General features: G+C 36.0%; 25 protein-coding genes, 1 tRNA gene and 1 pseudogene. 17 read left to right on the top strand and 10 right to left on the bottom strand.

Annotated features, from left to right (window positions below; all coding sequences use genetic code 11):
- Nucleotides 1-181: 181 nt before the first annotated feature.
- The 4 genes from EKM00_RS13405 to EKM00_RS13390 all read left to right on the top strand — a co-directional run bounded on the left by EKM00_RS13405 (nucleotide 182) and on the right by EKM00_RS13390 (nucleotide 3,913).
- Nucleotides 182-511 (top strand): PadR family transcriptional regulator, encoded by a 330-nt coding sequence (locus EKM00_RS13405; RefSeq protein WP_126516522.1) that lies wholly within the window; start codon nucleotides 182-184, stop codon nucleotides 509-511.
- A gap of 5 nt (nucleotides 512-516) precedes the next feature.
- Nucleotides 517-2,250: a PspC domain-containing protein gene (locus tag EKM00_RS13400; protein WP_126516521.1), complete on the top strand. Its 1,734-nt coding sequence runs from the start codon at nucleotides 517-519 to the stop codon at nucleotides 2,248-2,250.
- A gap of 2 nt (nucleotides 2,251-2,252) precedes the next feature.
- Nucleotides 2,253-2,993: a head GIN domain-containing protein gene (locus EKM00_RS13395; protein WP_126516520.1), complete on the top strand. Its 741-nt coding sequence runs from the start codon at nucleotides 2,253-2,255 to the stop codon at nucleotides 2,991-2,993.
- An 86-nt stretch (nucleotides 2,994-3,079) separates the two neighbouring features.
- A complete protein-coding gene (locus EKM00_RS13390; protein ID WP_126516519.1) occupies nucleotides 3,080-3,913 on the top strand; it encodes a GIN domain-containing protein in 834 nt (277 codons plus the stop codon).
- A 115-nt stretch (nucleotides 3,914-4,028) separates the two neighbouring features.
- Here the strand turns inward: EKM00_RS13390 and trxB are convergent, their stop codons facing one another.
- The 4 genes and pseudogenes from trxB to EKM00_RS13370 form a co-directional block, all read right to left on the bottom strand.
- Nucleotides 4,029-4,973, bottom strand: coding sequence for a thioredoxin-disulfide reductase (gene trxB, locus EKM00_RS13385; RefSeq protein WP_126456237.1), 945 nt, complete (start codon nucleotides 4,971-4,973; stop codon nucleotides 4,029-4,031).
- 199 nt (nucleotides 4,974-5,172) lie between these two features.
- Nucleotides 5,173-5,349 (bottom strand): annotated as a pseudogene (locus tag EKM00_RS15225) (GIY-YIG nuclease family protein); the annotation flags it as partial.
- A gap of 182 nt (nucleotides 5,350-5,531) precedes the next feature.
- Entirely contained in the window at nucleotides 5,532-5,777 is a 246-nt protein-coding gene (locus tag EKM00_RS13375; RefSeq protein ID WP_126516518.1) for a GIY-YIG nuclease family protein, read from the bottom strand.
- Between the two features lie 43 nt (nucleotides 5,778-5,820).
- A tRNA-Pro gene (locus EKM00_RS13370) sits at nucleotides 5,821-5,895 on the bottom strand.
- A gap of 339 nt (nucleotides 5,896-6,234) precedes the next feature.
- Here EKM00_RS13370 and EKM00_RS13365 point away from each other — a divergent pair.
- The 7 genes from EKM00_RS13365 to EKM00_RS13340 all read left to right on the top strand — a co-directional run bounded on the left by EKM00_RS13365 (nucleotide 6,235) and on the right by EKM00_RS13340 (nucleotide 11,797).
- Nucleotides 6,235-7,002: a ParA family protein gene (locus tag EKM00_RS13365; protein ID WP_126453649.1), complete on the top strand. Its 768-nt coding sequence runs from the start codon at nucleotides 6,235-6,237 to the stop codon at nucleotides 7,000-7,002.
- A gap of 4 nt (nucleotides 7,003-7,006) precedes the next feature.
- A complete protein-coding gene (locus tag EKM00_RS13360) occupies nucleotides 7,007-7,906 on the top strand; it encodes a ParB/RepB/Spo0J family partition protein (protein ID WP_126516517.1) in 900 nt (299 codons plus the stop codon).
- Nucleotides 7,906-8,466 carry a DUF5683 domain-containing protein gene (locus EKM00_RS13355; RefSeq protein WP_126461437.1) on the top strand — a complete coding sequence of 187 codons (561 nt, stop codon included), beginning with the start codon at nucleotides 7,906-7,908 and terminating at the stop codon, nucleotides 8,464-8,466. Before EKM00_RS13360 ends, EKM00_RS13355 begins: the two co-directional genes overlap by 1 nt.
- A 45-nt stretch (nucleotides 8,467-8,511) precedes the next feature.
- The gene (locus EKM00_RS15020) at nucleotides 8,512-8,715 is read left to right on the top strand and encodes a hypothetical protein (protein ID WP_233592301.1); all 204 of its coding nucleotides are present in this window, start codon (nucleotides 8,512-8,514) and stop codon (nucleotides 8,713-8,715) included.
- The gene (gene dapB, locus EKM00_RS13350) at nucleotides 8,712-9,440 is read left to right on the top strand and encodes a 4-hydroxy-tetrahydrodipicolinate reductase (RefSeq protein ID WP_126516516.1); all 729 of its coding nucleotides are present in this window, start codon (nucleotides 8,712-8,714) and stop codon (nucleotides 9,438-9,440) included. Before EKM00_RS15020 ends, dapB begins: the two co-directional genes overlap by 4 nt.
- 68 nt (nucleotides 9,441-9,508) lie before the next feature.
- The gene (gene lepB / locus EKM00_RS13345; protein WP_126516515.1) at nucleotides 9,509-11,080 is read left to right on the top strand and encodes a signal peptidase I; all 1,572 of its coding nucleotides are present in this window, start codon (nucleotides 9,509-9,511) and stop codon (nucleotides 11,078-11,080) included.
- A gap of 90 nt (nucleotides 11,081-11,170) precedes the next feature.
- Nucleotides 11,171-11,797: a WbqC family protein gene (locus EKM00_RS13340; protein ID WP_126516514.1), complete on the top strand. Its 627-nt coding sequence runs from the start codon at nucleotides 11,171-11,173 to the stop codon at nucleotides 11,795-11,797.
- Between the two features lie 16 nt (nucleotides 11,798-11,813).
- Here the strand turns inward: EKM00_RS13340 and EKM00_RS13335 are convergent, their stop codons facing one another.
- From EKM00_RS13335 to EKM00_RS13310, 6 genes are all read right to left on the bottom strand, one after another.
- Nucleotides 11,814-12,860, bottom strand: coding sequence for an endonuclease/exonuclease/phosphatase family protein (locus EKM00_RS13335; RefSeq protein ID WP_126516513.1), 1,047 nt, complete (start codon nucleotides 12,858-12,860; stop codon nucleotides 11,814-11,816).
- Nucleotides 12,861-12,911: 51 nt separating this feature from the next.
- Nucleotides 12,912-13,781 (bottom strand): rhomboid family protein, encoded by an 870-nt coding sequence (locus EKM00_RS13330; protein ID WP_126516512.1) that lies wholly within the window; start codon nucleotides 13,779-13,781, stop codon nucleotides 12,912-12,914.
- A 63-nt stretch (nucleotides 13,782-13,844) separates the two neighbouring features.
- The gene (locus tag EKM00_RS13325) at nucleotides 13,845-14,591 is read right to left on the bottom strand and encodes a rhomboid family intramembrane serine protease (RefSeq protein WP_126453633.1); all 747 of its coding nucleotides are present in this window, start codon (nucleotides 14,589-14,591) and stop codon (nucleotides 13,845-13,847) included.
- Nucleotides 14,588-16,429: a DNA mismatch repair endonuclease MutL gene (gene mutL / locus EKM00_RS13320; protein ID WP_126516511.1), complete on the bottom strand. Its 1,842-nt coding sequence runs from the start codon at nucleotides 16,427-16,429 to the stop codon at nucleotides 14,588-14,590. The genes EKM00_RS13325 and mutL overlap by 4 nt, the downstream gene beginning before the upstream one ends.
- A 212-nt stretch (nucleotides 16,430-16,641) precedes the next feature.
- Complete coding sequence (ribH, locus tag EKM00_RS13315; protein WP_126453629.1) at nucleotides 16,642-17,214, bottom strand: 6,7-dimethyl-8-ribityllumazine synthase; 573 nt, start codon at nucleotides 17,212-17,214, stop codon at nucleotides 16,642-16,644.
- 73 nt (nucleotides 17,215-17,287) lie between these two features.
- On the bottom strand, nucleotides 17,288-18,061 hold the full coding sequence (locus EKM00_RS13310) for a tetratricopeptide repeat protein (RefSeq protein WP_126453627.1): 774 nt from the start codon (nucleotides 18,059-18,061) through the stop codon (nucleotides 17,288-17,290).
- Between the two features lie 232 nt (nucleotides 18,062-18,293).
- Here EKM00_RS13310 and recF point away from each other — a divergent pair, with 232 nt between their 5' ends.
- The 6 genes from recF (at nucleotide 18,294) to murB (ending at nucleotide 24,813) form a co-directional block, all read left to right on the top strand.
- Complete coding sequence (gene recF, locus EKM00_RS13305; protein ID WP_126453625.1) at nucleotides 18,294-19,373, top strand: DNA replication/repair protein RecF; 1,080 nt, start codon at nucleotides 18,294-18,296, stop codon at nucleotides 19,371-19,373.
- 78 nt (nucleotides 19,374-19,451) lie between these two features.
- Nucleotides 19,452-20,150, top strand: coding sequence for a thioredoxin domain-containing protein (locus EKM00_RS13300; protein ID WP_126453623.1), 699 nt, complete (start codon nucleotides 19,452-19,454; stop codon nucleotides 20,148-20,150).
- A 6-nt stretch (nucleotides 20,151-20,156) separates the two neighbouring features.
- On the top strand, nucleotides 20,157-20,828 hold the full coding sequence (locus tag EKM00_RS13295; protein WP_126516510.1) for a DUF2461 domain-containing protein: 672 nt from the start codon (nucleotides 20,157-20,159) through the stop codon (nucleotides 20,826-20,828).
- Nucleotides 20,829-20,833: 5 nt separating this feature from the next.
- Nucleotides 20,834-21,901 (top strand): glycosyltransferase, encoded by a 1,068-nt coding sequence (locus EKM00_RS13290; RefSeq protein ID WP_126516509.1) that lies wholly within the window; start codon nucleotides 20,834-20,836, stop codon nucleotides 21,899-21,901.
- A gap of 2 nt (nucleotides 21,902-21,903) precedes the next feature.
- Nucleotides 21,904-23,751: an asparagine synthase (glutamine-hydrolyzing) gene (asnB, locus tag EKM00_RS13285; RefSeq protein WP_126516508.1), complete on the top strand. Its 1,848-nt coding sequence runs from the start codon at nucleotides 21,904-21,906 to the stop codon at nucleotides 23,749-23,751.
- A 48-nt stretch (nucleotides 23,752-23,799) separates the two neighbouring features.
- Nucleotides 23,800-24,813 (top strand): UDP-N-acetylmuramate dehydrogenase, encoded by a 1,014-nt coding sequence (gene murB, locus EKM00_RS13280; protein ID WP_126516507.1) that lies wholly within the window; start codon nucleotides 23,800-23,802, stop codon nucleotides 24,811-24,813.
- Nucleotides 24,814-25,121 lie beyond the last annotated feature (308 nt).

Raw genomic sequence — 25,121 nt, 5'->3', positions numbered from 1 at the left:
AAGCAAGTAAAGATAAAGTGGAAAGCAGGAATAAGCTCCGAAAAAATAAAAAGAGAATCATGCAATACGAGATTGCTTCGTTCCTCGCAATGACAAATCATCACCTGAGCCAGAAAGGAGAACTGGCACGGCAATCAAAAAATGAACCGTTTAATCAACACTAAAATCAAAAAAAGAAATTATGAACATTGAAAACACAAAAGCCCAGATGCGTAAAGGTGTTCTCGAGTTTTGCATCCTATCCGTTTTAAAAGAAAAAGAAGCCTACACATCGGAAATATTGGACACATTAAAAAACGCAAAATTATTAGTCGTGGAGGGAACCATTTATCCACTGCTGACGCGATTAAAAAACGATGGATTGCTCAACTACCGTTGGGAAGAATCCACTTCAGGACCTCCAAGAAAATATTATGGCTTGACCGAAATTGGAAAAAATTTTTTAAACGAATTGAATGGTACTTGGACGGAATTGTCCGATGCCGTAAACCTAATAACCAATCAAAAATAATAGTCATGAACAAAACTGTAAATATAAACCTAGGCGGAATGTTCTTTTACATCGATGAAGATGCATACCAAAAATTGACGCGCTATTTTGATGCCATAAAACGTTCTATATCCAATTCGTCCGGACATGATGAAATCATCAAGGATATTGAAATGCGTGTTTCGGAATTATTGAATGACAAGCAAAAAACAGACAAATACGTTATTGGTTTGAAAGATGTAGATGCCGTTATCGCCGTAATGGGACAACCGGAAGATTACATCATTGAAGATGACTTGAAGGGTTCTCAAAGTTTTAGTGACCACTCAAACAGACGAACTAAAAAACTATATCGCGACAAAGAAAAAGGGATGATTGGCGGAGTAGCCGCAGGATTGGGGCATTATTTTGGTGTAGATGCTGTGTGGATCAGAATCGTTCTTATCCTATTGGTTTTTGCTGGATTTGGAACTGGAATTCTCGCCTACATCATTCTTTGGATTGTAACTCCGGAGGCGGTTACTACCACTGAAAAACTGGAAATGACCGGGGAACCGGTTACGATTTCTAACATTGAAAAAAAAGTTAGAGAAGAATTTGAAAATGTTTCTGATAAAATAAAAAATGTGGATTACGACAAGTATGGCAACCAGATAAAAACAGGTGTCGGGAAAATAGGAAGTTCTTTTAGCGACTTTATCATGACTATTTTTAAAATTTTCGCCAAATTTTTAGGTGTAATTTTGATTATGTCAAGTTTAGCAATTCTAATCGTTTTCTTAATTGGTGTTTTATCTTTAGGTTCTTCGGGTTTCACAAATTTCCCCTTTCACGATTTTATTGAATCCGGAAATTTCACGGATTATCCGATTTGGTTTTTTGGTGTTTTATTTTACATCGCTGTAAGTATTCCTGCATTTTTCTTAATGCTGTTGGGTTTCAAATTATTAGCCCCAAATATGAAATCTATTGGAAATATCGCTAAATATACTTTGTTGGCCATTTGGATAATTTCAATCGCGTTATTAATATCAATAGGCGTAAAACAAATCTCAGAATTTTCAGCTAATGGCCGAGTTGTCAATAAACAAATCATACCATTGCAAGAAAAGGATACCTTACATATAAAATTTGTACACAACGATTATTTTTCGAAAAACATAAATGATAATGAAGATTTCATGGTTACAGAGGATTCAACAGGAGTAAAAGTGATTTATTCTAATCAAATACATCTTACTATTCTAAAAACGGATGAAAAATTACCTTATATCCAAATTGAAAAAGAGGCAAAGGGAAAATCATTATTTGAAGCTAAAAAAACAGCTGAAAAAATTAAATACAGTTATAAAATTATTGGCAATCAATTGATTTTAGACAACTATTTATTAACTGATTTCACAAATAAATATAGAGATCAAGAAATAGAAATAACAGTATTTGTACCTGAAGGAACGTTATTAAAACCAGATGCCTCTGTACAAAATTACGACAGATCTGATGATGAATTTTTCAATTTACACTACAGTTCAGATAATTACATTTACAAAGTAGAAAATTCTCAAATAAAATGTTTAAATTGTCCCGCTGATGAAAACGAGTATAATGATGTATATAGCACCGCTCGAGACGATAGCACGGATGTTACGGTTACCATAAATAACAATGGCGTTACTGTAGAGAAAGACACCCTAAAATCAAACAAAACCAATAAAGGATTGAAAATAAATAAAGACGGGATCATCATTAAAACGAATTAGTCATGTTGAAAATCATCACCTTAATTACAAAGTTCATTCTGGTTGCCTTAACAGCCTTGTTATTCGGTTCGTGCAACCACTCCATTAATTTCAATGCAATAGAAGGAAACGGAAATATCACCACAGAAAAGCGGCTTGTTGAAGGTGCTTTCAAAAGCATAGAGGTTAACAATGCCATAGATGTCGTTATTGAACAATCTGATAAAATTGAAATAATTGTTCAAGCAGATGATAATTTACAAAAACACATCACTACCAAAGTAGAAAATGGAACACTTGTTATTTCGTGTGATAAAAATTCTTTCATCAACATGAAATCAAAAAAAGTGACAGTAAAAATGCCTGTTATTGATGAATTAGAGGCAACAAGCGGCTCGACTATCACGAGCAAAAACACCCTGAAAGGGGAGAACATCCGATTGAATACTTCGAGTGCAGCATCGATAAATTTAAGCATCGAATCTGACAATATTACTTGTGATACCAGTAGCGGAAGTACCATTACGATTAATGGGAAAGCGCTACAGATTAAAACAACTGCATCAAGTGGTAGTGAAATCAACGCTGATAAATTATTAGCAAATGAAATTAGTGCCGATGTTTCCAGCGGTGCGTCCATTAGCGTTCATCCTATCGTTAGCTTAAATGCTCAGGCATCCAGCGGAGGAAACATCACGTACGACATACAGCCAAAATCGATTCAGAAGAATACCAGTTCAGGCGGGAGCATCAGCCAAGAATAAAATATACTTTTGTTAAAATATAAAGAAATCATCCATCACAAGTGGATGATTTTTTTATATTTGTGTAGACACTAATTTAAATGACCATGAAAAAATATACTGTTATACTCCTGCTGCTTGTATCAACTACATTGCTATTTGCTCAAAAAAAAGAAAAAATAAAAGGATCAAAAACAGTGACTGTTGAGCAAAGAGAAGTCGGCAATTTTGAAGCGCTGCTGGTCGAAGACAATCTAGAAGTCCATCTGGAGAGAGGAGAAAAAACAGCCCTGAAAATTGAGGCTGATGATAATTTACATGGTATTATTTCTTTGGATTTAAAAGACAACACCTTGCGTATTTATACAACAAAATTAGCTGTTAACTATAAAAAAATGATTGTAAGAGTGACCTATACCAATGAATTAAATCTCATTACCGCCAAAGATGAATCGACCGTCAATGCGATACAGGAGCTTTTGTTAAACAGCATTACACTAAAAGCCTATGATGCCTCCAAATTATTCGTGAATGTCAACGCAACGGATTTCTTACTTCAGGCAGATGACAAATCAAAAACAGAACTCAATTTAAAATCTGAAAACAGCACTGTCGAATTAAGCAAAAATGCAACACTTAAAGCCTTAGTTACCACAATTGATTTAAAGGTAGATTTGTACCAAAAATCAGCTGCAACCCTAGAAGGAAATGCCACAAATATGCGGATTCGACTGGATAACAATGCCTCATTCACCGGAAATAAATTCAATACAAAAAATGCAGACATAATAGCTGAAAGTTATTCCAACTGCAGTTTATTTGTGGAGACGACGGTAATTATTGATGCCGCTGGCAAATCTGAAATTCAACTTCTGGGTAGCCCAACAATAGAAATACGGAAATTTGCTGATGAAGCTCAATTGGCGAAAAAATTGAAATAATCCTCTCCCCAACCCTCTCCAGAAGAGAGTGAGAAAAACCGGATTGATGTTATACAAAAAGTCCCACTTGCTATGGCAAATGGGACTTTTTCAATATTAACTTTCCTAACTATGATTATTTAGCGGCCAAATATCTTTCGGCATCAAGAGCGGCCATACAACCTGTTCCGGCTGCAGTTATTGCTTGACGATACACATGATCCGCGGCATCACCTGCCACAAAAACGCCTTCCACATTCGTTTTTGAAGTTCCGGGAGTGTTGATAATATAACCCGTTTCATCTAATGAAATGAAATCTTTGAAGATATCTGTATTTGGTTTGTGACCAATAGCTACGAAGAAACCAGTGGCAGGAATATCAAAAACTTCATTAGTTGTTTTATTTAAAGCTTTTACTCCGGTAACAACCTGCTCATCTCCTAACACTTCAACAGTATCATGATTCATCAATATGGTGATATTCTCTGTTTTGCGAACGCGCTCTTCCATGATTTTCGATGCTCTGAATTTTTCGCTTCGCACCAACATGGTTACTTTTTTACAAAGTTTAGATAAATAGTGTGCTTCCTCGCAAGCTGAATCTCCTGCACCCACGATTACTACTTCTTGATTTCTATAGAAAAATCCATCACAGACGGCACATGCCGAAACTCCGCCACCCATCTTTAAATAGTGTTGTTCAGATGGCATGCCTAAATATTTAGCGGTTGCCCCGGTAGAAATAATTACTGTTTCGCAATGCAATTCTATTGTATCATTGATCCAAACTTTATGAATATCTCCTGAAAAATCTACTTTTGTAGCCCAACCATCACGTACATCCGTACCAAAACGTTGCGCTTGTGCTTGCAATCCTACCATCATCTCCGGACCCGTTATCCCTTCAGGATTACCAGGCCAATTTTCTACTTCGTTAGTAGTCGTTAGTTGGCCACCCGGTTGCATTCCTTGGTATAAAATAGGATTCATATTTGCTCTAGCAGCATAAATAGCGGCAGTATACCCTGCTGGACCAGAACCTATAATAAGACATTTAATTTTTTCGATTGTATCAGACATAGTGATGTTTTTTTTGGATTTAACAGTGCAAAAATAAGATATTATTGCTGGAATAAAGAACTGAAAGTATCAGTTTTTGTTATGCTTTAATAAAAAAAATCCCTTCTGTTGAGACAGAAAGGATTTTTGTCGGGGTGGCAGGATTCGAACCTGCGGCCTTCCCGCCATTGCGGGACGCTATATCCGAGCCACTAACTATTTATTTAAAGAAACCTACATCTACCAAGTATCTTTTCGCTCCTCTTTTTTTTATTTTACGTTCTAAAATCATTGCCTCTGATCGTGTTGGAAGTTCAACTTCATAAATCAAACACCATGGTTTCCCAGATTTTGTAGACAAACTAAATCCAGAATTATGCCGGTATAATCTATTTGTTAGATGGTCCGTTTAACCAACATAATATTTAAAAGTAATTTCACTCTGAATTATGTATACAATGTACATATTTATAAAATAAAAAAAGCCGAACACACTTGTTCGGCTTTTGTCGGGGTGGCAGGATTCGAACCTGCGGCCTTCCCGCCATTGCGGGACGCTATATCCGAGCCACTAACTATTTATTTAAAGAAACCTACATCTACCAAGTATCTTTTCGCTCCTCTTTTTTTTATTTTACGTTCTAAAATCATTGCCTCTGATCGTGTTGGAAGTTCAACTTCATAAATCAAACACCATGGTTTCCCAGATTTTGTAGACAAACTAAATCCAGAATTATGCCGGTATAATCTATTTGTAAGATGGTCCGTTTGACCGATATAATATTTAAAAGTAATTTCACTCTGAATTATGTATACAATGTACATATTTATAAAATAAAAAAAGCCGAACACACTTGTTCGGCTTTTGTCGGGGTGGCAGGATTCGAACCTGCGGCCTCCTGCTCCCAAAGCAGGCGCGATAACCGAGCTACGCTACACCCCGTAAGCGGGTGCAAAGATAGCATTATTTTTTGCTTTAGCAAAACTATTGCTGAAATTAAGAACTAAAATTATTTAGTTGGAAAATCAATATAAAAATCTAAATAAAAATATTTTTTCAAAGCAGAATGAATCCACAACTTCCCCTAGCCCACATTGCAACTCAAGTCCCGAACAATCGGGATTGTAGTGCACAGCTGAAATAGCTCCCATAAAATGAAATTCGTTTTCAAAACAAGAATGGTCAAATAGCGACTAATCAAGCATTAACAAATGTTAACAAAATAGATTTTTAGAAACCATAAATAATTGTATTTTTACGGTTCAAAATTTAGAAAAATAAATGGGCAAAATCATCGCGATTGCTAATCAAAAAGGAGGAGTTGGCAAAACTACTACGTCAGTTAATCTTGCTGCTTCATTGGGTGTTTTAGAAAAAAAAGTATTGCTTATTGATGCTGATCCTCAGGCCAATGCGTCCTCAGGATTGGGTATTGACGTGGAATCCGTAGAAATAGGTACGTATCAAATTTTAGAACACAGTCACACACCAAAAGAGGCCATCATAAAATGTTCTGCTATAAACGTGGATGTGATTCCATCGCATATTGATCTTGTTGCTATTGAAATTGAATTAGTCGATAAGGAGAATAGAGAATATATGCTTAAACTAGCATTAGAAAGTATCAAAGACGATTACGACTATATCATCATAGATTGTGCGCCATCATTGGGATTACTTACCTTAAATGCGTTGACGGCTGCTGACTCCGTAATTATTCCTATTCAGTGTGAATATTTTGCATTAGAAGGACTAGGGAAATTACTGAATACCATAAAAAGTATCCAAAAAATTCACAATCCGGATTTAGATATCGAAGGATTATTATTGACCATGTTTGACTCCCGTTTGCGTTTGTCAAACCAAGTGGTTGAAGAGGTTCAGAAACATTTTAACGACATGGTTTTTGATACTATTATTCAAAGAAATGTCAAATTGAGTGAAGCGCCTAGTTTTGGCGAAAGCATTATAAACTACGATGCAACAAGCAAAGGAGCTACCAATTACCTGCATCTAGCTCAAGAAGTTATAAAGAAAAACAGCAAATAGTTTTATGGCAAAAGCACTAAAAAAACAAGCCCTAGGAAGAGGATTATCTGCGTTATTGAAAGATCCGGAAAACGATATAAAATCCGTAAATGATAAAAATGCCGATAAAGTTGTAGGAAACATTATTGAGCTTGAAATTGAAGCCATTGAAATAAATCCGTTCCAGCCCAGAAGCAATTTCAATGAGGAATCATTGCGGGAATTAGCAACTTCTATCAAGGAATTAGGTGTTATTCAACCAATCACTGTTAGAAAACTAGATTTCAATAAATACCAATTGATTTCAGGAGAACGCCGTCTTCGTGCCTCTACCCTTGTGGGATTGACTACTGTTCCTGCGTACATTCGGATTGCAAATGACAACGAATCGCTGGTGATGGCCTTAGTCGAAAATATTCAGCGCCACGATTTAGATCCTATTGAGATTGCCTTATCCTACCAACGTTTGATCGATGAGATTCAACTGACTCAGGAACAAATGAGTGAGCGAGTAGGAAAAAAACGCTCTACTATTGCTAATTATTTGAGGCTTTTGAAACTGGATCCGATAATCCAAACCGGAATTCGAGATGGTTTTATCAGTATGGGTCACGGTCGTGCGATAATCAATATTGAAGACCAGGATATTCAAACTGATATTTATCAAAAAATTGTCAGTCAAAATCTATCGGTTCGTGATACGGAAGCTTTGGTAAAAAACTATCAGGAAAGTTTAAAACCTAAAGTCGCCGGAAAACCAAAAACGGCCTCCTTTGAAATTGCAGATGCTCAAAAGAGTACTTTTACAAATTATTTTGGAACAAAAGTCGATGTGAAAGTAGCCGGAAATGGTAAAGGAAAAATCACAATTCCATTTCACTCTGAAGAAGACTTCAACAGAATCATTAAACTAATAAACGAATAGTGCATAAAATCATTTTCATAAGTCTGCTCCTTTTCACTTTAGGAAATCACACTGTTTTTTCCCAAACGGGAACAGAGGCGGTTTTGGTGGCAAAAGACACTTTGAAATCAAATGACATTGATCCGTTGACCCCAGCAAAAGCTGCTTTTTTCTCTGCAATTTTACCCGGATTAGGCCAGGCTTACAATAAAAAATACTGGAAAATACCGCTGGTTTATGGCGCCATAGGAACCAGTCTGTACTTTTACATCGACAGTAATAAAAAGTACCACCAATACAGAGACGCCTATAAAAGTCGCCTAGAAGGTTACACCACTGACGATTTAGCATTCTTAGACAACAATCGATTAATTGCCGGCCAAAAATTTTACCAGCGAAATCGTGATTTGTCCGCTTTGATAACAATTGCCTTTTACGCCCTGAATATTCTTGATGCGAATGTAGATGCAGCTTTACTACAATTTAATGTTGATGAAAACTTATCCGTAAGACCCGTTCTTTATCCAGATAATGTAACATTTAAGACGAATGTAGGACTAACATTTAATTATCAGTTTTAGACACAAAACCGGAAAGCTTAAATACAAAAAAAAGAACCGCTGCTTATGTTATTAGTTACTAAAATAGGAAAGAAATATTTTTTTATCCTCACTACCGTTTTACTGCTGCTCACCTTAGTGAATTATTCAGAAATTAAAGCGTTTGATTCGATCCGAATGAATGATTTCTTTTCTGGTTTTATCGCCGGTCTTTTAATAGGATTACTACTAATAGGAATTGTACACTATTCAAAAAAAAATAAAAAATGAAAATTGCGCTTTTAGGATACGGAAAAATGGGTCAGGTAATTGAACGGATTGCACTGGAAAGAGGGCATGAAATCATTTTAAAAAAAGAGGAAAAGAACACTTTTGATGGACTTTCAGCAGCTGATGTGGCAATTGATTTCAGTGTTCCAACTGCTGCAGTGAGCAATATTTCCAGTTGTTTCCAGGCCAATGTGCCCGTTATTTCAGGAACCACAGGATGGCTGGAACAGTATGAGGAGATGGTGGCACTTTGTAATCAAAAAAAAGGCGCTTTTATTTCCAGTTCTAACTTTAGTTTAGGAGTAAATATTTTCTTTGAACTCAATGAATATCTGGCTAAAATCATGTCGAAATTTGACACGTACAAAGTAGCGATTGAAGAAATTCATCATACCCAAAAACTGGATGCACCTAGCGGAACTGCTATTTCATTGGCCAACGGAATACTTGCAAATAGTTCTTACACCAACTGGACCTTAGAAAAACCGGAAGCAAATCACTTGAGCCCAAACGAACTGGAAAAACAAATTCCTATAAAAGCCAAAAGAATTGGTACAATACCTGGAACGCATACCGTTAATTACAATTCTGCTGTGGATGCAATCGAAATGAAGCACACCGCGCACAATCGTGAAGGATTTGCGCTTGGGGCAGTCATTGCCGCTGAATGGATTGTAGGAAAGCAAGGCGTTTTCACAATGAAAGATGTATTAGAATTAAACTAAAATTATTCACCTGTTTGAGTACATTTCTAGCGAAACAATCTTAATTCTCAAACTTAAAACAAAAAACTATGTCAGTATATCAATGGTTTGTATTTTTTCTGCTAGTCCAGATTGTTCACTTTCTAGGAACTTGGAAACTATATGAGAGCGCCGGCAGAAAACGTTGGGAAGCCGCTATTCCTGTTTACAATGCAATTGTTTTAATGAAAATAATAGGACGTCCCACTTGGTGGACTGTATTGCTATTTATTCCAATCATCAATCTCATTGTATTTCCGGTAATCTGGGTAGAAACGCTACGCAGTTTTGGAAAACGATCCGGATTAGACACTTTTCTGGGAATAATTACTTTTGGATTATATATATACTACATTAATTATACCCAAAAATTAAATTATAATGCTGACAGAAGCCTTAGTCCTGAAAACAAAACGGCAGACACTATTAGCTCCTTGCTTTTTGCTGTAATTGTAGCCACAGTTGTTCATACCTATTTCATTCAACCGTATACCATCCCTACCTCCTCCTTAGAAAAATCCTTATTAGTCGGTGATTTTCTATTTGTAAGTAAAATGAATTATGGTGCAAGAGTTCCCATGACCACAGTAGCATTCCCAATGGTACACGACTCTATTCCTTTGACAAAAAGTAAATCATACCTCATCTGGCCACAATTGCCGTACATGAGACTGCCCGGCATTCAGAATATTGATCGTACGGATATTGTTGTGTTCAACTGGCCGGTAGATACCGTTTATAGATTTTTTGATACTTCAAAAAGACGTGCCTACAAGCCCGTTGATAAGAAATCGAATTATGTAAAAAGATGTCTGGGAATACCCGGAGACAGCTTGTCCATAAAGGATGGCATGATTTATATTGATGGCAAACTCTTGCAAATGCCCGAAAGAGCTAAACCACAGTTCTCTTATAAAGTAGCTCTGGACGGAAAAACACCTATCGATTTTGAATCAATATTTAAGGATTTAGATGTGACGGATCCTGCTGGATTTATAGATCAAACAAAAAGAGACACCCTTTTTCTGAGTGCCTTGACTGAAGCAGGTGCAGAACGATTAAAAAACACACCAGGTATCACGGCTGTAATCAGACAGATAGCAAAGGATGCGGACAACACAATCTTCCCGCATATCAATAAATGGAATCGTGATAATTTTGGCCCGATTTACATTCCGGAAAAAGGAAAAACGGTTGCGTTAACCACTGAAACGCTGCCTTTCTACAAAGCAATCATTACTGATTATGAAATGAATGAGGATGGTAAAAAAAATGATCTAAAGGTTACAGGAAATGAAATCAGATTGAACGGTGCCGTTGTAAAAACATACACCTTCAAACAAAATTATTACTGGATGATGGGAGACAACCGTCACAACTCTGAAGACAGTCGTTATTGGGGATTTGTACCCGAAAATCACATTGTAGGGAAACCTATATTTATATGGCTCAGTATCGATCCTAATGGCAAAGGATTAGAAAAAGTACGCTGGGACAGGGTTTTCACAACGGTTAGCGGTGAAGGACAACCGCAGTCGTATTTTAAATTATTCCTGTTAGGACTCGTTATTTTCTTCGTAGGAGAATATTTTTGGAAAAAAAGAAAAGAGGCGAAAAATTAGTCCAAAGTTCAAACGTCCAAAGTCATCAAGTTAGGATCTAATCTAACTTTATGACTTTGGACATTATAACTTTAAAAACTTTAGACAAATATGAATATTCTCATACACCCAACTTACTTCCCCTCGATTAGCAATTTTGCTGCCATGGTACAATCGGAGAGCATCACCTTTGAGGTTGCAGATAATTTTCAGAAACAAACCAATCGCAACCGCACTTATATTTATAGTCCCAATGGGATTCAGCTGTTGAATATTCCCGTGAAGCATTCAAAAGAAAGTCATCAAAAAACTAAAGACATCAAAATCGAAACCGACTTTGACTGGCAAAAACAGCATTTCAAATCATTGGAAGCCGCCTACAGAAGTTCTCCTTTTTTTGAATATTTTGAAGATGACATTCGTCCCATTTTTGAAAAAAAACAACTATTTTTATTGGATTTAAATTTTGAAATTGTAGCCCTTCTATCCAAATGTTTCCGAATAAAACTGGATTATACTACAACCACGGAATACTTTCATGAGGTTGATGCCGAGACAATTACAGACTTAAGAGCTTTGGTCAACGGAAAAAAAGATCTTTCGATATTTGAAAACTACACACAGGTATTTGATGATAAACATGGTTTTATCAACAATTTGAGTGTTCTGGATTTGCTGTTTAATGAAGGGAAATACGCGATGGACTATTTAAAAAAACAAGAATTGATTATCAAATAAAGCACTTCTCTACTTGCTACTCATAAGACAATCGTGCCATAATAGGAAAATGATCCGAATTAATAAATCGAGGAAAGTTTTCAAATTTCTTTACTGACATTTTCTCATCGGCAAAAATATAGTCAATTCTGGCCGGGTAATACCTGAATTTATACGTCTCTCCAAAACCGGTTCCGGCTTCTTCAAAACTGTCTTTCATGTTGCCCTTTATGTTACGGTACACGTAAGAAAACGCACTATTATTCATGTCTCCGCAAATAATTGTAGGGTAAGTACATTTCATTTTGTGTTCCTTAAAAATCTCTGCTTGCTGTTGCTGTTGTTTGAACGCTTTGCTGATTCTGATAAAAAGCATTTGCGATTTTTGTTGATTAATGACCTCAATATTTTCATCAATTTCATCCACATCGGGAGAAATCTTGATAGATTGTAAATGCATGTTATAGACTCTGATAATGTCCTTTCCTTTTTTTATATCAGCAAAAATCACATTATTACTGGAGTTAGGAAACGTTATTTTCCCTTGATTAAGGATTGGAAATTTTGAAAATATTGCTTGTCCTGTTTTAATTTTATCGCCATTCATAAAAATATAACGATGTGGATATACCTTTAAATCAATATTACCCGAAGATGAAAATTCCTGAATACACACTATATCTGGATTCTTATCATTTATAAAGTTTAAAATATCTGAGGGCACATCATCTCTATCGATCCACTTAAAAACATTTAGCAAGCGCACATTGTAGCTCATTATAGTAAAATCTTTTTCTTCTTTAATTACTTCCGGTGCTGAAAACTTATAGAATTTATTTATAAAAGTAATGCCAATCAATAATACTAAACCCGATACAATCAACTGTTTTTTGAATTGTATGGCCCAATACATAAAAAACAAGCCGTTTAATATAAAAAAAAGAGGCATAAAAAGTGTCAAAACTGACAAAAAAGGAAACGATTTAGGGGCTAGAAAAGGCAAAACATAGGCAGTAAAAGTCACAAGGGTAAGGACTATGTTCAAAAAAAACATTCCTTTATTAAACCATGAAAGATTTTTCATTTTTTTCTATATTTTATTATTTAAACAAAAATGTTAACCACTTGAAAAAGCTTATTTACCTACTTTAAACAAGAACTCTTTCTCTTCTTTAGTCAAACTATCGTAACCGGACTGGCTGATTTTATCTAAAATCTCATCAATCTGTTGCTGTGCTTTATCTTTTTCAATTATTTTTGAAGCCGTTTTTTCAACAGGTTTACGGTAATTTTTGTGTACTTTTTTGAACGGTGTAGTAGGTTTTTTACGAAACAAATTTGTAAAAAAATCTAAACTACGAGATACAACTGTACTTAAATCCGTTCCATTTTGAAGCAATTTAATAAAAATAAAACCAAAAAGAGCTCCGGAAAGGTGAGAAATATGTCCACCCATATTTTCGGAACGCAGCTGCATCAAATCAATAATAATAATTACAGCGGTTATATGCCATAATTTGACATTTCCAATAATCAAAAGCTGTACGCTCATCAACGGATAATAAGTTGTAACAGCTACTAAAATACCCATGATAGCAGCTGAAGCCCCTACCATTGGCGCATTGATATTTAAAACATAAAACACCAGAATATAACAAATCCCCGCAAAAATGGCACTCAGAAGATACAAGCCCAACAACTGTTTGGAGGTAAAAAACGTCAAAAACAATCTGCCTGAAAAATTCAAAACAATCATATTAAAAACAATATGCATGATGCCGCTGTGAAAAAAAGCATACGAAAGCAACGACCATGGTTTCCAGAGCAAATCCAACGGATTAGACGACAAACTCACATATTGAACATAATCAATATGGACACTCAACACGGATAAAAGTGCAAAAAACAACCACGGAAGCACAAACAAAGCGACATTCCAAAAGAGTAGCTGAGTCACTATTCCTCCCATTTTGTATTGTAATTTCAGGTCGTCGATAATATTCATAAGTTAATTGGGATTTAAGAGCTGCTGTTTAGGTTATATACTACTTTAAAAGCTGTTAGACTTTTAATTCCAACGGTTCTTATTGAACTGATTTTTCTTCCAGTACCACGTAATAATAAAACCAAATAAGGCGCCACCAACGTGGGCAAAATGGGCAATTCCGCCACCACCAAAAATTGATTTTCCTGAAATACCCAGGTACAAATCGATTAACACTAAACCCGGAACAAAATACTTTGCTTTTATGGGTACAGGAATAAACATCAAAGACAACTCAGCATTAGGAAACATAAAGGCAAAGGCTACTATCGTTCCGTAAATAGCGCCAGAGGCTCCCACTGCAGTACCTACATAGGCACTTGTGAAATTCTGAAAATCAGAAACCGCTAAGATCTCCTGCCATCTGGTATCAATCTTACCTTCGTTCAAAATTTGCAAAATTTCTTGTTTAGAAAAACCATTAGCCATTAGCGTATTCAATCCGTCTTGAAAATAGTAATAATTGACTCCGGTATGCAACAACGCTGCACCTAATCCGCAGGAAATATAGAAAAACAAGAATTTCTTACTTCCCCACATTTGCTCTAAAGCAGATCCAAAAGAATATAACGCAAACATATTGAAAAAAATATGCATAAAACCGCCATGCATAAACATGTGCGTCACCGGTTGCCACAATTGAAAACTTGGGTTTTCCGGAAAATACAATGCTAATATTTTATAGGCGGGCTCTTTTATAATCAGTGTCCCTACAAAAAACAATACATTGATAATAATTAATTGTTTTACGGTTTCAGTAACGTTTCTCATAATGCAAATTTTTTATCTAAATCTTCCACACGCATAGTGATGAAAGTGGGTTTATAGAATGGGGAAACATTTGGGTCTTTACAGGCAAAAAGTCCGTTGACCAAATTTTCCTGTTCTTTTTCTGTCAGGTGTGTTCCTGTTTTCACGGCTAAACTTTTGGCCATCGATTTGGCAATCGTATCGTTCTGGCTGAAACTGCTTTCTGGAATTCCTCCCTGCAAATCACTTAATAATTGTTCTAAAACCAGTGAAACTTCACTCTCCGTTACATTTACCGGTATTCCTGAAATAACAATATGATCGGTATTATTTTCTTCAAAAACAAATCCGGTATTCATTAATGATAATTGTAATTCCCCGATAAGCTCCATTTCGCTTGACGAATAAAATAGGTTCAAAGGAAATAATAACTGCTGACTTGAGGCTTGATTAACCGTCATATTGACCAAAAACTGCTCATACAAGACACGTTGGTGTGCCCGCTGCTGATCGACAATTACCATTCCGGACTTGATGGAGGAAACAATATATTTTTTATGTATTTGATACGTTTTATGAACAGAATGCTCCACTTCTTCGTCATTAAATAAAGACGAGGTAACTTCTTCATTTTCGAAAGTCAAATGCCCTATTTCATCCGTATCCTGTTTTAAGCCTACGTATAAACTTTCCCAATTAGCGGTTGGTTCTGGTTTTCTATAACTGGAAAATTGCTTACTGGGTTTTTCTTCAGAAAACGGATTGAAGTTGCCATCTACCTGAATCGTCGGTGTCGCACCTTCTAAATCTTTGTAATGATACGGAGTGTCTAAATTTGAATCGCGATCAAAATCTAACACTGGAGCCACATTAAACTGGCCCAAACTATGCTTTATCGAAGATCGTAAAATAGCATATAAAGCATGTTCGTCATCAAACTTAATTTCCGTTTTAGTGGGATGAATATTGATATCAATAGTGTTGGGTGGCACTGACAAATATAAAAAATAACTGGGCTGCGCACCGTCTTTCAAGATTCCGTCATAGGCAGCCATAACCGCATGATGCAAATAACCGCTTTTTATAAAACGGTCATTGACAAAGAAAAATTGTTCTCCACGATTTTTTTTGGCAAATTCTGGTTTGCTTACAAATCCTTGAATTGTTACAATTTCAGTTTCTTCCTGAACCGGAACTAATTTTTCATTGGTTTTACCTGAAAAAATATTCACAATTCGTTGTCGTAAAGTTGATGGAGGCAAGTTGAACATTTCACTGCCGTTGTGATAAAATGTAAAATGTGTTTTTGGATGAGCCAAAGCCACACGCTGAAACTCATCCACTACATGGCGGTATTCTACGGTGTCCGACTTTAAGAAATTCCGTCGTGCTGGAATATTAAAAAACAAGTTTTTCACGGCAAATGAAGTTCCTTTAGGCAAAACAGCTACCTCTTGAGATACGAATTTACTGCCTTCAACAATAATATGGGTTCCAAGTTCTTCCTGATCTTGTTTGGTTTTCATTTCCACATGGGCAATTGCCGCAATAGATGCTAATGCTTCGCCACGAAACCCTTTGGTATGCAGTGAAAATAAATCTTCGGCATGACGGATTTTGGAGGTAGCATGGCGCTCAAAACACAAACGCGCATCAGTAACACTCATCCCTAAACCATTGTCAATGACTTGAACCAATGCTTTTCCGGCATCTTTAATAATTAGTTTGATATCCGTTGCTCTGGCATCTACCGCGTTTTCGAGCAATTCTTTGACTACCGAAGCAGGTCTTTGAACGACTTCGCCAGCAGCAATTTGATTGGCAACATGATCCGGAAGTAATTGAATTATACTCGACATTAAAAAAATTAGGTTTAAAGTTTATCCCTTTGACTGTACTTCGACTTCGCTCAGTATAGACTTCTCCGGGCGACAATAGTTTATTATAAAACCAAGAAGCACAAATTTAATGAATTTCTACGGGGAATGGTAGCGTATTTAATCATAAATAAAACAAAAAACCTATACTATTTATGCAATAGTATAGGTTAAATAATTATAAATTTTTATTCTTATTCTTTTAATTCCAATGGCAAATTTTCAATTTGCAAAGCACCGGAAGACAGTAACTGTTGGTTATCGAACTGATGATTCAAAGAAGCCTGCTGGCGGATATAAGCCATTTTTATAGCAGCAATAGCTGCTTCAGTCCCTTTATTTCCATGAATTCCTCCGCTTCTATCAATTGATTGTTGCATAGTATTATCTGTCAAAACACAAAAGATAACCGGAACATCCGTTTGAACATTCAAATCTTTTATTCCCTGCGTAACGCCTTCACACACAAAATCAAAATGTTTGGTTTGTCCTTGGATGACGCACCCTATAACAATAACAGCATCCACATTTTGAGTTTGCAACATTTTTTTGGCTCCATAGACAAGTTCAAAACTCCCTGGAACATTCCACCGTATGATTTGTCCGGAAGGAACTTCATTTTCTAATAATGTCTTGAACGCCCCATCAAAAAGCCCTTCGGTGATGGTGTCATTCCATTCTGCAACTACAATTCCGAAACGAAATTTTTTCGCGTCTGGAACCATATTTTTGTCATACTCGGATAAATTTTTATTTTCGGTAGCCATCTTATTTAGTTTTCAGTCACAGTCGCAGTATGCAGTTTCTGGAAACTAAAAACTGTGACTATTAACTTTTATATTATTGTGCCAATCCTATTAAAACGTCAACTGAAGCAGCTTCTGGAGCGCCCTCATAATTTTCTTTGATGTCAGTAAAATATTTCAATGCCTCTTCTTTATTTCCTAGAGCCAAAGCTGTTTTTCCGGCCTTCAATAAGAAACGTGGTGTTGTAAAATCATTTTTATTAGATCCTGCCGCTTTTACATAATTCTCTAACGCTTCTTTTGGTTGATTTTTTTGAGAATAAGCATCTCCAATTGCTCCTTTTGCCAACGCACTTAAAACAATATCATCCGATTTAAATTTACCTAAATAATCAATCGCTTCAGTATATTTTCCGGTATTCAAATAGGCAATTCCAGCATAATAATTAGCTAAATTTCCAGCATCAGTTCCAGAATATTCATCTGCAATTTTCAGGAATCCAAATTTACCTTCTGAACCATTCAAAGACAACTTATATAAGGAGTCGCTTGCAACTCCATCGGTTGCTTTTTGGAAATTTTGTTGTGCCACGAACATTTCATTAGCGGCTTCATCTTGTTGTGGTGCAGCAATAAATCTTTGGTAAGCTAAATATCCAATAGTAAATAGGGCAGCCGCGGCAACTAATCCAATAATAATTTTTTGGTTTTTAGCTACCCAATCCTCCGTTATTGTGGCGGTTTGATCTAATTTAGAAAATACTTCTGCTGTTGTACTGTCCTTATCATCAACTACTACTGCTTCAACCCCGTCTTTTGTTTCTTTTTCTTTTGGTGCTTTATATCCTCTTTTATTGTAAGTAGCCATTTAAATTTAATTTAGTGAGTCGCAAAAATAAAATTTTTATTCAAACCCACACAAAAAATATGCTTTTATATTTAAAAAAAATATCTTAGAAGATTCTTTGTTTCCAAAGACAAAATAATTCTCAGAGAAAAAACAGAAAAGAAGGTTTTATCAATATTTTTCAATAATTTGCACCCACTTTGAAAAACCCATTTAAAAACAGCAAAGTTCTTAATACCAGCAAGCCTTACCCATGTATTTAAAAAAAATTTCACTGTTCAATTATAAGAATTTCTCCGAAGCCAATTTTGATTTTGACACTAAAATAAATTGCTTTGTAGGCAAAAACGGTATTGGTAAAACAAATGTGCTCGATGCGATCTACCATTTATCGTACGGAAAAAGCTATTTTAATCCATTGGCGGTACAAAATATCAAACATGGGGCGGAATTTTTCGTTATTGATGCAGCATTTGAAAAAAACGAAAGAACGGAACAAATTGTCTGCAGTCTTAAAAAAGGACAGAAAAAAATATTGAAACGCAACGGCAAAGTCTACGACAAATTCTCAGATCATATTGGGTTTATTCCTTTGGTGATAATTTCTCCAGCCGATAGGGATTTGATTGTGGAAGGCAGCGAAACCCGAAGGAAATTCATGGACAGTGTGATTTCGCAACTGGACTCCCACTATTTACAGCAACTCATTCAATACCAGAAAGTAATGAGTCAGCGCAATGCTTTGTTGAAATATTTTGCGTTAAATCATGTTTTCGATACGGACACGCTCTCCATATATAATGAGCAACTCAACGGTTTTGGAGATTATATTTTCGAAAAAAGAAAAGCATTTATAGAACAATTCATTCCTATTTTCAATACCCATCATCAAGCTATAACGGGTTCACAGGAAACCGTGCAACTCGTTTACGAAAGCCATTTATTCGAAAAAGACTTGTTGACCCTTTTACAGGAAAATATCAATAAAGACCGAGCGTTACATTATACGAGTGTAGGAATCCATAAAGACGATTTGGCCTTTGAAATTGACCAACATCCAATAAAGAAATTTGGCTCGCAAGGCCAACAAAAATCGTATCTGATTGCTTTAAAATTAGCGCAATTTGAGTTTTTAAAAAAACAAAGCGGTGTAAAACCAATTCTGTTATTTGATGATATTTTTGACAAATTAGACGAAAGTCGTGTGGCCAAAATAATCGAAATGGTAAACAGCGATACTTTTGGGCAACTTTTCATTTCAGATACCCATTCGGAACGTACGGAAGTTATTCTAAAATCGACCCATCAGAGTTATAAAATTTTCAACTTATAACTTTTATTTAGTACTTTATAAGATCTAAAAATTCAAAAAATACCTAATTTAGCATCTTCAATTTTAAACTCGATTACAATGAAATTTCATTCGATATTCCAGGCAATCATTGGCTTTGTTGTTTTATCGTGCAACGGGCAAAATTCTAAAGAAATCAAAAATATTGATTCAAAAGCCTTTGCAGAAATAATCGCAGCAACTCCAAACCCGCAAATTTTGGATGTACGAACGCCTGCGGAATTTTCGTCAGATCATATCGACAAGTCCGTCAATGTAGATTGGCTAGGAGACAGCTTTGTTGCTGGAACCGAAAAACTGGACAAAACAAAACCTGTTTTCGTGTACTGTAAAAGCGGCGGAAGAAGTCAAAGTGCCGTTGCAAAACTAGAAGAACTTGGCTTTACAAATGTTTATCAATTACAAGGCGGAATATTAAAATGGGACGCTGCAGGACTGTCTAAACCAAGCAACAAAATCACTGGAATGACTTTGCAGGACTACAATAAATCAGTAGACTCTGATAAAAAAGTATTGGTTAGTTTTTATGCGGAATGGTGTGCGCCATGCAAAAAAATGACGCCCTACATCACAAAAATGCAAACTGAACTAGCAGATAGCGTAACCATTATACGATTGGATGCCGACAAAAATAAAACCTTAATGACCGAAATGAAAATCAGTGAACTTCCTACTCTATTATTGTATGAAAAAGCAGCAGTAAAATGGATAAAATCCGGTTTCATTAGCGAAGAAGAATTAAGAAAACAAATACAATAGTACAAGATGCTTTCAAAAGAAACACTACAATTTCTTGATGATTTAAAAGCCAATAATAATCGGGATTGGTTTCTGGAAAACAAAAAACGCTACGAAAGGCTCAAGAAAGACTACCAACAACTAGTTGGGGATTTACTGGACGCGATGAAACCTTTGGATCCATCGCTGGAAATGCTAGAAGTCAAAAATTGTACGTTCAGAATCAATCGCGACATTCGGTTTTCTAAGGACAAAACGCCTTACAAATCGCATTTGGGAATCTGGCTTTCGTCTGGTGCCAAAGGGCTGAATCGTTCCGGCTATTACATTCATCTGGAAAAAGGAGCGAGTTTTATTGCCGGCGGATTGTACTGCCCGGAATCCGATGATTTAAAAAAAATGCGCAAAGAAATAGCATTTTTTCATGAGGATCTTGAAGCTATTCTTGAGAAGAAAGATTTCAAAAAAGAATTTAACGACTTTGATCGTAATGAAAAAAATACTCTGAAAAACCCGCCACGAGGGTACGAAAAAGAACATCCGGCTATTGAATTATTAAAACTAAAGAGTTTTGAGTCTTCACAGAAAATTGATTTTTCGGCAGCTGCCAAAAAAGATTTTGTTGCCGTAATGAGTCAAAAACTGATTGTGTTAAAACCACTGAACGATTTCATCAATCGCGCCTTAACGTCGGAATAATTGCGATGAAAAAAAAGAAAATACTTTTTCTTGGAGAATCCTACAGAGCCGATGCCATCACCTGGATGAATGGACTCAAGGAATTTGGTGATTTCGAAATTATCACATGGGAATTGAAAACGCCCAGCGATAGTTTTAAGAACCGAATACTACGGATTTTCGAATTTAAATTTGCTATTTTCAAAATCAAAAAACTTATTCAATTCCAAAAACCGGATATGGTAATTGCGGAACGAACCACCAGTTACGGCTTTCTAGCTGCATTATCCGGAGTAAAACCAGTTGCAATCGCACAACAAGGCAGAACAGATTTGTGGCCTGAAAACTCTATCTCACTTCCGTTAAAAAAAATAATTCAGCATTACGCTTTCAAAAAAGCCGATTTAATTCATGCTTGGGGACCGGTGATGACTATTTCGATGCTGGAAGCAAAAGTTGACATGACCAAGGTTTTAGTATTACCAAAGGGTATTGATTTGGTACAATTTGGCAATCAAAACACTGCCAATCCAGAAAAAATATGCGCCATCGTGACGCGTTCTTTGCTACCGGAATACCGACATGACATTATTTTAAAATCGTTTGCTATTTTGAACCAAAAAGGGATAGATTTCGTACTTATTATTTTAGGAGACGGAACCCAACTCTTTAAATTAAAAGAGTTAGCAAAAAAATTAAACATCGAGAATAAAGTCAATTTTACCGGAAGGGTTGCAAATACAGCATTACCAAAACTATTGCAAGAATCTAATATCTACATCAGTATGCCTATTACGGAAGGCGTTTCTGCATCCTTATTTGAAGCAATGGCAACTAATTGTTATCCAATTGTAAGTGCTATTCCTGGAAATAAAAGCTGGATCGAGCACCAAAAAAACGGTCAATTAGTCCCCGTAGATGATTACAATAAACTTGCCGAAGAATTAATTTGGGCATTTGAAAACGATAAATACCGAAACGAAGCTGTTTCTATGAACAGAAAAATTGTTGAAAAAAATGCTGATTATAGTATTAACATGAAGATTATTGCCCATAAATACCACGAATTAATCAACCAAAATCAATCCAATTAATTATGTGTGGAATTAATGGAATCTTGCATTTACAATCTCAGAAAAAAGTAAACGAACGCGTTCTTACTAATATGCGGGATTCTCTGGAACATCGCGGCCCAGATGACAAAGGATTGTTTTTAGCAAATAATATTGGTTTTGGACACCGAAGACTTTCAATCTTGGATGTTTCAGTAGCTGGACACCAGCCTTTCCTATCCGAAGACGGAAGATATGTACTCATTTATAATGGCGAAATTTATAACTACAAAGAATTTTATCCAGAGTTAAAAAGTAATGGATTTGATATCAGAACGACCTCAGACACGGAGGTTTTAATGAAATTATTTCAATTGTATGGTTTAAAAATGCTCCACCGTCTAAATGGTATGTTTGCTTTTGCTGTTTGGGATACATTAGAAAAAAAGCTGGTTCTTGCAAGAGACAGAATGGGCGTTAAACCGCTATATTATTCTTTTTATAACGAAACATTTTATTTTGCATCGGAACAAAAAGCTCTTTTCACCGCTGGAGTTCCGCTAAAAATGGCACAAGACGGACTGGAAGAATATGTTTTTAACCGATTTGTAGCTGGAGAAAACACGCTGTACCAAAATATAAAAAAAGTATTACCTGGCCATAGCATGACCATTGAGGAAGGCGGAAAAACCACTACAGAAAAGTGGTGGAATCTAAAAAATGAAATTCGAAACCACCCTGAAATAAAAAATCCGGTCGAATGGTTTCGGGAAACCTTTGATGATTCTGTTAAAATGCGCATGGTAAGCGACGTGCCTGTAGGTGTTTTATTGAGTGGTGGACTGGATTCCTCCTCTATTTTAGCCTCGTTACACCACCAGAAATACAACGGCATCCAGACGTTTAATATGGGTTTCAAAGAGAAAGAACACAATGAAGCGCATCTGGCAAAAATGATGGCCGAGAAGTTCAATTATGGATTTCACACCATGCAATTAGAGGATGAAAATCTTTATAATCAGTTACTAAGTTCCACTTATTTTCAGGATGAACCCATCATGCATTTGAGTGAACCGCACCTTTTCGCGGTATCTCAAATGGCAAACCCTTCTGTAAAAGTATTGCTTTCCGGCGAAGGTGCTGATGAGTTAATGGGTGGTTATGTACGCTACAAAACCCTCCAATATCCCTCATTATTGAATTCTATTGCAGCCATTGGAAATCTAGATTTTTTTACAAAAAAACCACGCTACGAGAAGTTAATGCGTTATGCTAAAATTAGTAAAAAATCAGATTTAGTTATCTACAATGGCTCTACTATTTATCCAAATGATATTGCGGAAACTTTTGGAATCAATACCCCTCCAGGAAACGAATACCGGAAACAAATTTATAAAGAAGCAAAATCTTTGTATCCAGATAACTTGCGGAGACAAGCCCTTTATTTTGACCAACACACCTATTTATGCTCACTTCTGGACAGGAACGATCGCTGTACAATGGGCGCATCCATTGAATGCAGGGAACCATTTTTGGACCCAAGATTAGTTGTTGGTCTCGGATCATTGGATGACAAGTGGCTCTTCTCAGGAAAAAAATGGAAATTCATTCTAAAAAAAGCAATGGAAGAACGTTTACCAAATGAAATTCTGAAATTCAGAAAAGTAGGTTTGAGTGCGCCTTGGGGCGATTATATCACAAAGAGTCCCGCCTTTAAAGACGAACTAGAGTCTTTCGCAAAAAGTGATCTGTTTCAAATCCCTTATTTTGAACATATTCACATCCAGAAACTGATAATGAATTTACAAAAAGGCGACACCAGAATGACGCCGTACATAATGCCGTTGTTTATGATGCATATCTGGATGAAAACGTATGCAACTAAATTTTAATCCTTACTTTTGGTGCAGGATTCAACAACACAAAACGCCCTTTCTTTTATGGAAATAGTACCTAATTTCTCTTTAAAAAAATACAACACCTTTGGTATCGAAGCCAAAGCAAAACAGTTTGTCGCCATTCATTCTATACAGGATTTGACAACTATTTTACAAGAAAATAAAACGCAGCAAAAATTTATTTTAGGAGGAGGCAGCAACATGCTTTTGACAAAAGACATTGATGCCCTTGTGATTCATATCGATTTGAAAGGCAAAAAAATCCTTGAAGAAAACGAAGACTTTGTGTGGGTCAGAAGTCAGGCTGGCGAAAACTGGCATGAATTTGTGCTTTGGACCATCGATCAAAATTTTGGAGGATTAGAAAACATGTCGCTAATTCCCGGAAATGTAGGGACTACGCCGATCCAAAACATTGGTGCTTACGGAACTGAAATCAAAGATACTTTTGTTTCCTGTGAAGCAATGACGGTAGCAAATCAGGAAATAAAAATTTTCACAAAGGACGAATGTCATTTTGGTTACCGGGAAAGTGTTTTCAAAAACGAAATAAAAAACCAATACATCATTACATCAGTTGTTTTTAAATTGACTAAAAAGAACCATAAAATCAATACTTCTTACGGCGATATTTCGGCTGAATTAACCAAAAACAACATCACCAATCCTACTTTAAAGGATGTCAGCAATGCTGTAATTACCATTCGACAAAGCAAATTACCCGACCCGGCAGCATTGGGAAACAGTGGCAGTTTCTTTAAAAATCCGATTCTGTTAAAATCCGATTTCGAAAAAATTTACAAGAAATTTCCTGAAATGAAATATTTTGATATTTCAGAAACTGAAGTAAAAGTTCCTGCTGGATGGCTGATAGAACAGGCCGGTTTCAAAGGAAAACGTTTTGGCGATGCCGGAATTCATAAAAATCAAGCGCTAGTTTTAGTGAATTATGGCCATGCAACCGGACAGGAAATTTTGAATGTTTCTAAAGATATTCAGGACACTATTTTTAAAATTTTTGGCATCCATATTGAGGCCGAAGTAAATGTGATATAGGCGCTAGGCATTACTCCAATAAATTTTAAAATCGTTGTACTAATCCCTATTCCTAATTCTCAAAAAACCAATCCTAAAATGTAATTCTAGAAATCTACAAAAATAAAAATTCTTGAAGGCGAGGCAATCATTGAATCCTTAAAAAAAAGTGGTCGATAAGTACGAACAGAATTCTGAAAACCCGATTCGTATAGCAGATTTATCTAAAAAAAACCATGATGCAAACTCGCGGTATTGTCGCCTTTGAAATTGAAATAACTGAAATTCAAGTCACAGAAAAATCATCTCATAACAGAGACGAAAAAAAC

This window comes from Flavobacterium sp. RSP15 (assembly GCF_003968755.1).
Classification (GTDB): Bacteria; Bacteroidota; Bacteroidia; order Flavobacteriales; family Flavobacteriaceae; genus Flavobacterium.
Note: the sequence above shows the minus strand (reverse complement) of the source record. Positions and strands in the feature narration are given on the sequence as shown.